The sequence below is a fragment of the Pseudomonas cedrina subsp. cedrina genome (assembly GCF_001983175.1).
GTDB lineage: Bacteria > Pseudomonadota > Gammaproteobacteria > Pseudomonadales > Pseudomonadaceae > Aquipseudomonas > Aquipseudomonas cedrina.
On sequence record NZ_MNPW01000003.1, the window covers coordinates 60,121 to 72,980 of the forward strand.

General features: G+C 62.6%; 12 protein-coding genes. 4 read left to right on the forward strand and 8 right to left on the reverse strand.

The features are described 5' to 3' along the window. Positions 1-3: 3 nt before the first annotated feature. From BLL36_RS06045 to BLL36_RS06060, 4 genes are all read left to right on the forward strand, one after another. Positions 4-777, forward strand: a complete 774-nt coding sequence (locus BLL36_RS06045; protein WP_076950567.1) for a 3-hydroxybutyrate dehydrogenase — start codon at positions 4-6, stop codon at positions 775-777. A 121-nt stretch (positions 778-898) separates the two neighbouring features. After that, a complete protein-coding gene (locus BLL36_RS06050; protein ID WP_076950568.1) occupies positions 899-2,854 on the forward strand; it encodes an acetoacetate--CoA ligase in 1,956 nt (651 codons plus the stop codon). Between the two features lie 138 nt (positions 2,855-2,992). Then, a complete protein-coding gene (locus BLL36_RS06055; protein ID WP_076950569.1) occupies positions 2,993-5,488 on the forward strand; it encodes a PAS domain-containing hybrid sensor histidine kinase/response regulator in 2,496 nt (831 codons plus the stop codon). Positions 5,489-5,532: 44 nt separating this feature from the next. Next, positions 5,533-5,808, forward strand: a complete 276-nt coding sequence (locus BLL36_RS06060) for a peptidylprolyl isomerase (RefSeq protein ID WP_076950570.1) — start codon at positions 5,533-5,535, stop codon at positions 5,806-5,808. 165 nt (positions 5,809-5,973) lie between these two features. Here BLL36_RS06060 and BLL36_RS06070 read toward each other — a convergent pair whose 3' ends face one another. The 8 genes from BLL36_RS06070 to BLL36_RS06105 form a co-directional block, all read right to left on the reverse strand. Then, complete coding sequence (locus BLL36_RS06070) at positions 5,974-6,879, reverse strand: sugar kinase (protein ID WP_076950572.1); 906 nt, start codon at positions 6,877-6,879, stop codon at positions 5,974-5,976. 118 nt (positions 6,880-6,997) lie between these two features. Then, positions 6,998-8,206: an amino acid deaminase gene (locus BLL36_RS06075; RefSeq protein WP_076950573.1), complete on the reverse strand. Its 1,209-nt coding sequence runs from the start codon at positions 8,204-8,206 to the stop codon at positions 6,998-7,000. 8 nt (positions 8,207-8,214) lie between these two features. Further along, positions 8,215-8,979 (reverse strand): IclR family transcriptional regulator, encoded by a 765-nt coding sequence (locus BLL36_RS06080; RefSeq protein WP_076950574.1) that lies wholly within the window; start codon positions 8,977-8,979, stop codon positions 8,215-8,217. A 138-nt stretch (positions 8,980-9,117) separates the two neighbouring features. Then, on the reverse strand, positions 9,118-9,507 hold the full coding sequence (locus tag BLL36_RS06085) for a RidA family protein (RefSeq protein WP_010210958.1): 390 nt from the start codon (positions 9,505-9,507) through the stop codon (positions 9,118-9,120). Positions 9,508-9,522: 15 nt separating this feature from the next. Beyond that, the gene (locus BLL36_RS06090) at positions 9,523-10,305 is read right to left on the reverse strand and encodes an amino acid ABC transporter ATP-binding protein (RefSeq protein ID WP_076950575.1); all 783 of its coding nucleotides are present in this window, start codon (positions 10,303-10,305) and stop codon (positions 9,523-9,525) included. Continuing rightward, complete coding sequence (locus BLL36_RS06095) at positions 10,302-10,964, reverse strand: amino acid ABC transporter permease (protein ID WP_076950576.1); 663 nt, start codon at positions 10,962-10,964, stop codon at positions 10,302-10,304. The genes BLL36_RS06090 and BLL36_RS06095 overlap by 4 nt, the downstream gene beginning before the upstream one ends. 11 nt (positions 10,965-10,975) lie before the next feature. Continuing rightward, the gene (locus BLL36_RS06100) at positions 10,976-11,638 is read right to left on the reverse strand and encodes an amino acid ABC transporter permease (protein WP_010564617.1); all 663 of its coding nucleotides are present in this window, start codon (positions 11,636-11,638) and stop codon (positions 10,976-10,978) included. 52 nt (positions 11,639-11,690) lie between these two features. Next, on the reverse strand, positions 11,691-12,539 hold the full coding sequence (locus BLL36_RS06105; RefSeq protein WP_076950577.1) for a transporter substrate-binding domain-containing protein: 849 nt from the start codon (positions 12,537-12,539) through the stop codon (positions 11,691-11,693). Positions 12,540-12,860 lie beyond the last annotated feature (321 nt).

Below are 12,860 nucleotides of genomic sequence, written 5' to 3' on the forward strand. Positions count from 1 at the left end.
TTCATGACGACATTGAATGGCAAGACCGCCCTGGTCACCGGCTCCACCAGCGGCATCGGCCTGGGCATCGCGCTGAGCCTGGCCAAGGCTGGCGCCAATCTGATTCTCAACGGTTTCGGCGACGCCAGCGCGGTGGTCGCCCAGGTGCAGGCATTGGGCGGCAAGGTGGGCCATCACCCGGCGGATGTCAGCGACCCGGCGCAAATCGCCGAGATGATCGCCTATGCCGAGCGCGAATTCGGTGGCGTGGATATCCTGGTGAATAACGCCGGAATCCAGCACGTGGCCGCCGTGGAAGACTTCCCGGCCGAGCGCTGGGATTCCATCATCGCGATCAACCTGTCGTCGGTGTTCCACAGCACGCGCCTGAGCTTGCCGGGGATGAAGGCCAAGGGCTGGGGGCGTATCGTCAATATCGCGTCGGTGCACGGCCAGGTCGGTTCGGTGGGTAAGGCCGCGTATGTGGCGGCCAAGCACGGGGTGATCGGCTTGACCAAGGTGGTGGGCCTGGAAACGGCGACCAGCAATGTGACGTGCAATGCCATCTGCCCCGGCTGGGTGCTGACGCCGCTGGTGCAGAAGCAGATCGATGATCGCGCCGCCCATGGCGTCGACCCGCAGCAGGCGCAGCAGGAGTTGCTGGCAGAGAAGCAGCCGTCGCTGGAGTTTGTGACGCCGCCACAGTTGGGCGAGCTGGTGCTGTTTTTATGCAGCGAGGCCGGCAGCCAAGTACGCGGTGCGGCGTGGAATATCGATGGTGGCTGGCTGGCTCAATAGTGATCGTTCCCACGCTCCGCGTGGGAATGCAGCCCAGGACGCTCGGCGTCCCAAGAGCGGACGCGGAGCGTCCAAAGAGGCATTCCCACGCGGAGCGCGGGAACGAGAAGAGGCAACATCAATGTCCGACATCCTCTGGCAACCCTCCCCGGAACGCATCTGCAACACGCGGATGGACCAGTTCCGGCGTTACATCAACGTGCGCCAGAGCCTGCAGCTCAACGACTACCCGGCCCTGCACCAGTGGAGCATCGACCAGCGCCCGGCCTTCTGGCAGGCCATCGTCGAATACTTCGATGTGCACTTTCGCAGCCCGCCCACGGCGGTGCTGGTCGAAGGCACCGAAATGCCCAGCGCCCAGTGGTTCCCCGGCGCGACCCTGAACTTTGCCGAGCACCTGTTGCGCCGTCGCGACGATCACACGGCGGTGGTGGCCATTGGCGAAGACGGCCAGCGCGAACAACTCACCTATGCCGAGCTGGCCGCACACGTCGCCGGCCTGCAAAACAGCCTGCGCGCCGCTGGCGTAACCCAAGGCGACCGCGTCGCTGCGTGTATGCCCAACACCTGGCAAACCCTGGTGGGCATGCTCGCCACCACCAGCCTGGGGGCGATCTGGTCGTGCTCTTCGCCGGACTTCGGCACCCAGGGCGTGATCGACCGTTTCGGCCAGATCGAGCCCAAGGTCCTGATCACCTGCGCCGGTTACCGCTATGCCGGCAAAACCATCGACCAGAGCGCCAAGCTCAATGAAATCCTCGCGCGCCTGCCGTCCCTGGAGCAACTGATCATCGTGCCCTACGCACGGCCACAGGCGCGGGTCGAGGACTATCAGACACGGGCCAGCGTCACTTTGTGGCAGGACTTCTACTCACCCGGCGGCGAGCCGGATTTCGTCGCGGTGCCCTTCGATCATCCGCTGTACATCCTCTATTCCAGCGGCACCACCGGCGTGCCCAAGTGCATCATCCACGGCACCGGGGGCGTGTTGCTCACCCATCTCAAGGAACACGGCCTGCATGCCGACTTGTCCAGGGACGACTGCCTGTTCTACTACACCACTTGCGGCTGGATGATGTGGAACTGGCTGGTCTCGGTGCTGGCCATCGGCGCCACGGCGGTGCTGTATGACGGCTCGCCGTTTCATCCAGGCCCCGAGCGACTGATCGACCTGATCGATGCGGAACGCATCAGCGTGTTCGGCACCAGCCCCAAGTTTCTCGCGACCCTGGAAAAAGCCGGGCTGCAGCCGCGCCTGAGCCACGACCTGGGCAGCCTCAAGGGGCTGATCTCAACAGGTTCGCCGCTTTCGCCCCAGAGTTACGATTACGTTTACCGCGAGATCAAGCACGAGTTGTGCCTGTCGTCGATGTCCGGCGGCACCGATATCGTCTCCTGCTTTGTGATCGGCAACCCGGTGTTGCCGGTGCGTCGCGGCGAAATGCAGTGCAAGAGCCTGGCGATGGCGATCGAGGTGTGGGACGACAACGGCCAGCCGCTGGTCGGCGAAAAAGGCGAGCTGGTGTGCACCCGGCATTTCCCGGCCATGCCCATCGGCCTGTGGAACGACCCGGATGGCCAGAAGCTGCGCGCCGCATATTTCAGCCAGTTTCCCGGCGTCTGGGCCCAGGGCGACTATGCCGAACAACGCCCGAATGGCAGCCTGCTGATCCACGGACGCTCCGACGCCGTGCTCAACCCCGGCGGCGTGCGCATTGGTACCGCAGAGATCTATCGCCAGGTGGAAAAGCTGCCGCAGGTGCTGGAGAGCCTGGCCATCGGCCAGCGCTGGCAGGACGACGTGCGCGTGGTGCTGTTCGTGCGCCTCGATGACGGCGTGGAACTGGACGAAGCGCTGCAGCAGCAGATTCGCCAGGTCATCCGCGCCAACACTACGCCGCGCCATGTGCCGGCCAGGATCCTGGCGGTCAGCGATATCCCCCGCACCATCAGCGGCAAGATCGTTGAATTGGCGGTGCGCAATGTGGTGCACGGCGAACCGGTGAAGAACACCGATGCCCTGGCCAACCCCCAGGCCCTGGAGCAGTTTCGCGACCGCGCGGAGCTGGCTGAATAATGAAAGGTTTCAGCGCCGACGTACGGAGGTGAAGAAAAACCCCCAAGGCATGCTATTTTTTGGGGGTAGTCACCCATTCCCGGCTCACGAGCTAATGGGTGTTGTCATCTTTCAAAGCGTTACGCTCAGGGCTTTTTCATGAATGGAACATCCACCGGCAGCGAAACCGCCGCATTGATTGCGCGGTTGGACTGGGCGCAAAGCCCCCTCGGTGAGGCCAATGAATGGCCGCAAAGCCTGCGCACCGCAGTGGACATCGTCGTGCATTCGCCGATGCCGATGCTGCTGCTGTGGGGCAAGCAGCTCACGCAACTCTACAACGACGGCTTCGCCCTGCTCGCCGGCAACAAACACCCCGAAGCGATGGGGCAGCCGACGCACCAGACCTGGCCGGAGCTGGAGAGCTTTACCGCGCCGATCTACGACGCCGTGTTCAGCGGCCAGGCGCGCACCTTCAGCGAGCAGCGTTTCGTGCTGCAACGCCATAACCGCGACACCGAAATCTGGCTGGACCTGACCTACAGCCCGATCCGCGACGAAAGCGCCAACGTGGCCGGTATCCTGGTTACCGCCATCGAAACCAACGAGCGCCGCAAGGCCCAGCACAACACCGAACAACGCCTGCAGCTCGCACTGGCGGCCACCGACGCGGTGGGCACCTGGGATTGGGATATCGGCGAAGACCGCTTCATCGCCGACGCGCACTTCGCCTACCTGCATGGCGTGGACCCCAGCGACGCGGGCCGCCTGCCGATCAGCGACTACCTGCAAGGCGTGCACCCCGAAGACCGTGGCATGGTGGCGCGCAGCATCAAGCATTGCATTACCTTCGGCACCGAATACGCCGAGGAATACCGGCTCTTGCAGGCCGACGGCCAAGTGCGCTGGGTATTTGCCCGGGGCCGCTGCTACAAGGATCATCAGGGCCGCCCCGCGCGGTTCCTCGGTGCCGCGCTGGACCTTACCGAGCGCAAGAACACCGAGCAGGCCCTGCGCCAAAGCCAGACCGAACTGCAACTGATCATCAACGCCATGCCGGTGCTGATCGGCTATGTCGATCATGAGGAACGCTTTCGCCTGAACAACAGCGCCTACCTGGAATGGTACGGCATGACTCCTCAGGAGCTGTACGGCAGGACCATCCGCGACGTGCTCGGCGAGCAGGTGTACGCCGGCCGTGCCGACAAGATCGCCGCCGCGCTCAAGGGCAAGGCCTGCAGCTTCATGACCGTCACACCGCACCGCGACGGCCGGCCGCGCCATGCCTTGATGAAGTACCTGCCGCGCTTCAGCAATGACGGCTCGGTGAACGGGTTCTACATTTTTGTGATCGATGAAACCGAACGCAAACTCACCGAAGAAGCCCTGCGCCACCTCAACGAAAATCTCGAAGAGCGCGTGGCACAGCGCACCCAGGCACTGGCCGAGGCCAACCAGCGCCTGCAGAACGAGATGTACGAGCGCGAGCGCGCCGAAGACGCCCTGCGCCATGCGCAGAAGATGGAGGCCGTGGGCCAGCTCACCGGCGGCATCGCCCATGACTTCAACAATATGCTCACCGGCATCATCGGCAGCCTCGACCTGATGCAGCGCTATATCGCCGCCGGGCGCAGCGAAGAGATCGGCCGCTTTACCGATACCGCCGTGTCTTCGGCCCGCCGTGCCGCCGCCCTCACCCACCGGCTGCTGGCCTTCTCGCGGCGTCAATCGCTGGATCTTCGCCCGCTGGACCCGAACCAGTTGGTGGCGTCCCTGGAAGAGTTGTTCCGCCGCACCAAGGGCGCGCACATCGACCTCAAGGTGCGACTGGGGCGCGATATCTGGCCGGTCAACACCGACGCCAGCCAGCTGGAAAACGCCTTGCTCAACCTGGTGATCAACGCCCGCGACGCCATGCCCGACGGCGGTGAACTCCTGATCGAGACCGCCAACAGCTACCTGGACGGTAGCGACATCACCACCCTTGAACCGGTCAAGGCCGGCGACTACGTGATGCTTGGCGTATGCGACAACGGCACCGGCATGGCGCCGAAGATCCTGGCCAAGGCGTTCGATCCGTTTTTCACCACCAAGCCCATCGGCCAGGGCACCGGCCTGGGGCTGTCGATGATCTACGGGTTTGCCCAGCAGTCCGGCGGCCACGTGACCATCCAGAGCGAGCCGGGCCAGGGTACGTGCGTGCGCCTGTACCTGCCGCGCCTGTTCGGTACGTCGCTGGAAAACAACCTGCCCGCCCACTTGAGCGAGGCGCCGCTGGCCCTGGCCGGTGAGGCGGTGGTGGTGGTCGAGGACGATCCGGCGGTGCGCATGCTGGTGGTCAATGTGCTCGATGAACTGGGCTACACCGCGCACCAGGCGGCGGACGCACGGGCCGCGTTGCCGCTGCTGGAGTCGGACCTGCGCGTGGACCTGCTGGTGACTGACGTCGGCCTGCCGGGTATGAACGGCAGGCAGTTGGCGGAAATTGCGCGCCAGCACAGGCCAGGCCTCAAGGTGCTGTTCATGACCGGCTACGCTGAAAAAGCCGCCGAGCGTCAGGGTTTCCTCGAAGAAGGCATGGACATGGTCGCCAAGCCGTTTTCCATCGATCTGCTGGCCACGAAAATTCGCGGCATGATCGGCGGGGCGCAATGAGTTCAGGCATAATCGCGCGCCGTCGCCCACCCGGTAGAGATTTTATGAAAGCCCAAGCCCGTCATATCCTGGTGAAAACCAGCGAAGAAGCCGAACAACTCAAGCAGCGCATCGCCAAGGGCGAAGCGTTTGATGTACTGGCCAAGAAGTTCTCCACCTGCCCTTCGGGCAAGCGTGGCGGTGACTTGGGTGAAGTGCGGCCTGGGCAGATGGTGGGGGCGATTGATGCGGTGATTTTCAAGAAGCCGGTGAAGGTGGTGCATGGGCCGATCAAAAGCAAGTTCGGGTATCACCTGGTGCAGGTGTTTTACCGCGATTGAGGGATTGGCTGCGTGATCGTTCCCACGCTCTGCGTGGGAATGCCTCACCGGACGCTCTGCGTCCGCTTTTGGGACGCGGAGCGTCCCTGCCTGCATTCCCACGCAGAGCATGGGAACGATCAACTGTGGGAGCTGGCTTGCCTGCGAACCGCCGCAGGCGGCCATTCACCTGGGAATCAAGGCCCCCGGCAGCTGAATCACCCGACTGGCCAACCGATGCCCGGCCAAAGCAGCCTCTTGCGGTGAACCGCCTTTAAGCCGACCGGCCAAATACGCCGCACTGAACGAATCCCCCGCCGCCGTCGTATCCACCACCTTCTCCACCTTCAGCGCCGGCACCGCAAAGCGCTCGCCCCTGCAACGGATCAGACACGCATCCGCCCCGCGTTTGAGCACGACCTCTTCAATGCCTGGATACGCCGCAAACACCTGCTCACTGTCGGCATAGCCAAACAACGCACGCTCGTCATCTTCGGTGAGCAAGGCGATATCCACCTCGTCCAACACTGAGCGATAAGCCAAGCGCGCCGCCTCGACATCGGCCCACAGGCGCGGCCGGTAATTATTGTCGAAAGCCACCTTGCCACCACGCCTGCGGGTTTCGATCAGCGCCTGCAGCAAACGCTCGCGGCCGACTTCACCCAGCACGGCCAGGGTGATCCCGCTCAAATACACCATGTCATAGTTCGGCAAGGCCGCCAGGATCGGTTCGGCCGCCAGCGTGGTGAAACACTCACGCACGGCGGCCTCGTTGCGCCAGTAAAGGAATTTTCGCTCGCCCTTGGCATCCGTCTGGATGCAGTACAACCCGGGTAAACGGCCAGGCAGGCGCTGGACCCTTGACAGGCCCAGGCCTTCTTGCGCCCAGTGTTTGCACATGGCATCGCTGAAGCTGTCGTCGCCCAGGGCGGTGACGTAGTCGACGCTGCCGTTATCGCCCAGCTCGCGGCGCAGGTACACCGCCGCGTTCAAGGTGTCGCCGCCGAAACTCTGGTGCAGGCTGCCGTCGGCGCGGTGTTGCAGTTCGATCATGCATTCGCCGATGAGGGCGATGTGGGGCTTTGGGTTCATGCCTTGGGTCTCTCGGTGTGCTGGAAGGCCTCATCGCAGGCAAGCCAGCTCCCACATTCAGACTTGTGAATGCATTCAAATGTGGGAGCTGGCTTGCCTGCGATGGCAGCGACTCGGTTCAGAAGCAGGTACGCAAACTCTCAACCACCTGCATCTGCTCATCCACCAAACAACCCACCTGCCACTTGTCAAAGGTCAGGCAAGGGTGCGAAGTGCCGAACGAAATAATGTCGCCAATGCGCAGCTCAACCCCTGGCGCCACGCTCATGAATGCATGCTGGTCCATCACCGCCGTCACCTTGCACGCGCCCACATCATCGCCTTGCGCCGGCAGAACTCCGGCCCTGTAGCGTTTGAGCGGCACCGGCAAACCGGCGTCGTACGCGACGTCGCGCTTGCCCAGGGCGATCACCGCAAAGCCAGGCTCAGGCAGCGATTGCACATGAGCCCAGACTTCCAGGGCCGGGCGCAGGCCTTCGCTGAGATCGCTGCGACGCTCGAGTACGCAGCATTGCGCCTCTTTGTAGATACCGTGGTCGTGGGCCACGTAGCTGCCCGGGCGCAGCACGCTGAGGAAGCGGCCGGCGGCGTTTTGCGCCTCGAACGATTCGGCGATCAGGTCATACCAGGCCGAGCCCGAGGCGGTGACGATGGGCTTGGGCAAGTCGAAAGAACCATTGTTCTGCAGGTCCACCGCCAGGCGCACCAGGCTGGCGGCGAAGTCGCGGATGCCGCTGATGGCGTGCTCGCCATGGATTACACCTTCATAGCCTTCGATACCGGTCAGGGCCAAGGCGGGTTGGGCCTTGATCGCCTTGGCCAGGTCACGCACCTGCTGCTCGCTGCGGCAGCCGCAACGGCCGCCGACCACGCCGTATTCGATCATCACGTTCAGGCGCAGGCCACGGGCCGCGAAGAACAGGCCCAGGTCGGCGACGTTGTCCGGGTGGTCGACCATGCAGTGGAAGTCGAAATCCTGGTCGGCCAGCAGGTCAGCGATCAACGCCATGTTCGGCGCGCCCACCAGCTGGTTGGCCATCAACACGCGACGGACACCGCCAGCATAGGCGGCTCGGGTCTGCACCGCGTTGGCCAGGGTAATGCCCCAGGCGCCCGCGGCGATCTGGCGCTGGAACAGTCCCGGCATCATGCTGGTCTTGCCATGGGGCGCCAGCTGCGCGCCGCTCTTGCTGACAAAGTCCTGCATCCAGCGGATGTTGTGCTCCAGGGCATCACGGTGCAGCACCAGGGCAGGCAGGCTGACGTCGCGGACCAGGTGGGCACCGACGGCGGCGGCGCCCTTTTCAACGGCGTTGATGGCAGACATGGAAACTCCTATTCGTTGATGCGCCGGGCCAGGTTATTGGCGCTGTCGATCAACACCCGGCGATAGCTGCTGTAGTTTTTGAGCGCATCGGCCCGTGGGGCGACGATGCACAGGGTCGCAATGCTGATGCCTTGCGCGTCCCGCACCGGGGCGGCAAAGCAGTGGGTAAAGGTGTCGGCCACGCTGTCGAAGGAAAAGAAGCCATCGAGGCTGGCCTGACGGATTTGCGCCAGGAAGGTGTCCAGCGCCAGGCGCTGGCCGTCCGGCAGGATAAAGTCATCGGGGTCGATCAGGTCGACGATCTGCTCGTCGCTCAAGTGCCCCAGCAACAGGCGCCCGGAAGCGGTCCAGGGGATCGGCGCGTTTTCGCCGATGTCCGAAGAAATGCGGAAATGCCGCTCGCCTTCGCGCATCAGCGCCACCGTGTATTTGCGCCCGTTGAGCAGGCACATCTGCGCGGTTTCGTGGGTCTGGCTGACGATCTCCTGCAAAGCGTGGTCGGCTTCGCGGGTCAGGTCGAAATGACGCAGGTGCGCCTGGCCGAGAAAGTACAGCTGGCGACCGAGGTAGACGTGACCGTCCTTGCCCACCGTTTCCAGGATGCGGCGTTCGAGCAGCGACGCGACCAGTTCGTAGACCGTGGATTTGGGGCTGCCGATGCCGCTGGCAATATCATTCGGGCGCAGGGGCTGGCCGATCTCCTTGAGAAAATCGAGGATATCGAATGCACGGTCCAGGCCTTTGGCACGGCGTTTGATGGTGTCTTCGGTCATGGCAATCGTCGGTCCTGTTAGATCGTTCCCACGCTCTGCGTGGGAATGCATACGGTGACGCTCTGCGTCACAACAGCGGACGCAGAGCGTCCAGGCGGCGTTCCCACGCGGAGCGTGGGAACGATCGATTTGGGGCATTTAGCCTTTTTTCTTGTAGGCCACGCAATCGATCTCCACCTTGCAATCGACCATCATGTTGGCCTGCACACAGGCGCGCGCCGGGGCGTGTTCCGGAGTGAAGTATTCGCCGAATACTTTGTTGAAACTCCAGAAGTCCCGCGGGTCTTCCAACCATACGCCAACGCGCACCACGTCCTTGAGCTCGTAGCCGGCCTCTTCAAGGATCGCCACCACGTTGCGCATGGTCTGGCGGGTTTGCTCGATGATCCCGCCGGTGATGATTTCGCCGTCCACCGCAGGCACTTGGCCTGAGACGTACAACCAACCGTCCGCTTCCACCGCACGGGCAAAAGGACGTGGCTGGCCACCGCCGGCTGTACTGCCGGCACCGTAACGCGTAATGCTCATACAATAGCTCCTTAATTAAAAACGAATGTTCTTGAGAAATTCCGCCAGCCGCGGCGACTGCGGGCGTTCGAAAATAGCCTTGGCGCTGCCCTGCTCTTCAATGCGGCCCTGGTTCATGAACACGATCTGGTCCGACACTTCATAGGCAAAGCGCATTTCATGGGTGACCAGCAACATGGTCATGCCCTCTTCCGCCAGGCCTTTGATCACGCTGAGGACTTCGCCCACCAACTCCGGATCCAGGGCTGAGGTGACTTCATCGAACAGCATCAGGCTGGGGTTCATGGCAATGGCGCGGGCAATCGCCACGCGCTGTTGCTGGCCGCCGGACAGTTGACCGGGGAAGTGATTGCGGCGCTCTAAAAGTCCTACACGATCGAGCCATTTTTCCGCCAATGCCACCGCCTCGTCCTTAGGCACTTTCTTAACTTTCAACAAGCCCAGGGTAACGTTCTGCAATGCCGTCAAATGCGGGAACAGGTTGAACTGCTGGAACGCCATGCCGGTCATCGCGCGGTGCTGGGAAATCACGCGTTCAGGATGACGCACGCGCTTGCCGGCGATGTCGCTGTAGCCGATGGACTCGCCGTCCAGGGTGATCTGCCCGCCCTGGAATTCCTCGAGCAGGTTGACGCAGCGCAGCAGCGTGGTCTTGCCCGAGCCGCTGGAGCCGATCAAGGTCACCACATTGCCGCGCTGCATGGACAGGTCGACGCCCTTGAGCACTTCGACCTCGCCGTATTGCTTGCGCAGGCCACGGATGTCCAGCAGCGGTGGGTTGGTTTGAGGTTGGTTCATGGCAAGGCCACCCGCTTTTCAATGTAACGCCCGAATAACTCGATGGCGTAGTTGATGACAAAAAACAGAAACCCGGCAAACAGATAGAACTCCAGGGTCATGAAGGTACGTGCGATCACTTGCTGGGTGCTCAGCAGCAACTCGGCCACGCCGATCACCGAGAGCAAGGTGGACGCCTTGACAATTTCCGTGGAGGAATTGACCCAGGTCGGCAGGATCTGACGCAGCGCCTGGGGCAACAGCACGTAGCCCAGGGACTGCGCAAATGTCAGGCCGATCGCCTTGCCCGCTTCCAGTTGCCCACGGGGAATGGCTTGCAGCGCACCGCGCACGATTTCGGCCACGTGGGAGCCGCAAAACAGCGTGAGGCCCACGGCGCCGGCCTGGAACGCGCTGATCTGCCAACCGAGCGCCGGCAGCATGTAGAAACACGCCAGCACCAGCACAAACACCGGCGTGCCACGGATCAGGTCGACATACAACCGGAACGGCGCGCGCATCCAGAACTTGCCGTAGGTCAGCACCAACCCGGCGACGATGCCGATCAGGGTGCCAAAGATAATCGCCAGCGCGGAGACGTACACGCTGGCTTGAAACCCCGCCCAGAGCGTATCCCGGGCGATCCACAATTCCTGCAGCCAGCTGGGGGATTGGTACATGCAAGCCGCTCCTAACGACGGATCGCCAGACGCTGCTCAAGATAACGGAGCAACATGGCAATGAGGTAACAGGCAGCCACGTAGAGCGCGGTCGTGACCAGCCAGGTTTCGATGACCCGGTAGCTTTCGACGTTGATCTTGCGGGCGTAATAGGTCAGCTCCGGCACCGCGATGGCGGCGGCCAGGGAAGTGTCCTTGAACAGCGAAATGAAATTGTTCGACAGCGCCGGCAGCACGTTGCGCAGCATCACCGGCACGGTGATGTAGGCGCGGATACGCCACTCACCCAGGCCGATGGCCAACCCGGCTTCACGCAAGCCCTTGGGAATGTTCAGCAGCCCGGCGCGGAACACTTCGGTCAGGTAGGCGCCGGCGTACAGCGACAGGGTGATGATGAACGAGGGGATCTTGTCCAGGCGGATGCCCAGGCTGGGCAGCGCGAAGTAGATCAACAGGATCAGCACCAGAATCGGCGTATTGCGCACCACCGTGACGTACACCGAGGCCAGGATGCGCAACGCGCGATGCCTGGACAGCATGGCGAACGCCATCAGCAGGCCGATCACGCAGCCGATGGCGATCGACAGCAATGCCAGTTCCAGGCCCAGCCACAGCCCCGCCAGCAGGGTGTCGAAATCACGCCAGACGGCGGCAAAATTCAACTGATAGTTCATGTTGGACAGTACCTGATGGAGGCGCCGCGCACGGCGCCCCGGTTTTCACGAATCACTTGAACTCGACAGGGAAACCAATCGCAGGCTCCGGCAAATCCACGCCGAACCATTGCTTGAACGAGGCCTTGTAGGTCGGGAACTCCACGCCGGTCATGGCTTCATGCAGCGCCGTGTTGACGAAGTTCAGCCAGTCCTGATCGCCACGCTTGACGGCGCACGCGTAGGTCTGCGGGCTCCAGGCGTAGCTCGGGCTGCGGTAGCGGCCCGGGTTCTGCACCATCAGGTACTTGACCGAAGACTGGTCGGTGGCGGCGGCGTCGGCGCGACCGGAGTTCACGGCCTGGTACATCAGGTCGACGCTGTCGTACTGGTCGACCTTGGCCTTGGGCAGCGCCTGGTGCACCAGTTCTTCGGCGTACACGTTTTGCAGCACGGCCACGGTGACGTCGTCGCCGGCCGCCTGCAGGTCTTCAATCTCTTTGTATTTGCTGTTGTTCGGCAGCAACAGGCCGACGCCTTCGCGGTAGTACGGCAGGGTAAACGCCACTTGCTGCGCACGGCTGGCGGTGACAGTGATGAACTGGCAACTCATGTCGACCTTGTCCGTCAGCAGGTTGGGAATGCGCGCGTCGGACGACTGCACCACGAACTCGACCTTGCTCGGGTCGTTGAACAAGCCCTTGGCCACGATGCGGCCGATGTCGATATCAAACCCTTGTAACTTGCCATCCGCTCCCTGGAAGTGCCACGGCGCATTGGTACTGCCTGTACCCACGATCAGGTGCCCGCGTTTGAGCACATTATCGAGCTTGCTGTCCGCCGCCTGCACGAGGCTTGCGAGGGAAGCCGATGCGGCGAAGAGAAAAACACACGCTTTGAACACGGAAGGTCGGTGATGCATGACAAGCACTCCAGGGGTTGTGTATTCCGCTATACCGGAACTTAGTATGTAACAACGGAATAGACAGCAGAAAGTGTGCCACAGGCAGTAATAGGAAAACAGGCAGACGGTAAATACGTTAGGAATCAGCTACATAAACACTGATAGCGAATAAGGCGTTGCGCCAGCATCTGGAATCAATTTGCTACCCAAGGCCCCACGCCGCCGTGACAGGCCCCACACGGGTGCGCCACTGCCGCGTTACCGTGCACGCCGGCGATGGAAAAATCCCCGCGCTGCGCTAGCCTTGGCGGAGACAGGTCGAATAAAGGACGACGCCTT

Excerpts from the sequence above, each read along its gene's own strand:
- BLL36_RS06045 (WP_076950567.1), top strand. The coding sequence starts at position 4 with ATGACGACATTGAATGGCAAGACCGCCCTGGTCACCGGCTCCACCAGC.
- BLL36_RS06050 (WP_076950568.1), top strand. The coding sequence starts at position 899 with ATGTCCGACATCCTCTGGCAACCCTCCCCGGAACGCATCTGCAACACG.
- BLL36_RS06055 (WP_076950569.1), top strand. The coding sequence starts at position 2,993 with ATGAATGGAACATCCACCGGCAGCGAAACCGCCGCATTGATTGCGCGG.
- BLL36_RS06060 (WP_076950570.1), top strand. The coding sequence starts at position 5,533 with ATGAAAGCCCAAGCCCGTCATATCCTGGTGAAAACCAGCGAAGAAGCC.
- BLL36_RS06070 (WP_076950572.1), bottom strand. The coding sequence starts at position 6,879 with ATGAACCCAAAGCCCCACATCGCCCTCATCGGCGAATGCATGATCGAA.
- BLL36_RS06075 (WP_076950573.1), bottom strand. The coding sequence starts at position 8,206 with ATGTCTGCCATCAACGCCGTTGAAAAGGGCGCCGCCGCCGTCGGTGCC.
- BLL36_RS06080 (WP_076950574.1), bottom strand. The coding sequence starts at position 8,979 with ATGACCGAAGACACCATCAAACGCCGTGCCAAAGGCCTGGACCGTGCA.
- BLL36_RS06085 (WP_010210958.1), bottom strand. The coding sequence starts at position 9,507 with ATGAGCATTACGCGTTACGGTGCCGGCAGTACAGCCGGCGGTGGCCAG.
- BLL36_RS06090 (WP_076950575.1), bottom strand. The coding sequence starts at position 10,305 with ATGAACCAACCTCAAACCAACCCACCGCTGCTGGACATCCGTGGCCTG.
- BLL36_RS06095 (WP_076950576.1), bottom strand. The coding sequence starts at position 10,964 with ATGTACCAATCCCCCAGCTGGCTGCAGGAATTGTGGATCGCCCGGGAT.
- BLL36_RS06100 (WP_010564617.1), bottom strand. The coding sequence starts at position 11,638 with ATGAACTATCAGTTGAATTTTGCCGCCGTCTGGCGTGATTTCGACACC.
- BLL36_RS06105 (WP_076950577.1), bottom strand. The coding sequence starts at position 12,539 with ATGCATCACCGACCTTCCGTGTTCAAAGCGTGTGTTTTTCTCTTCGCC.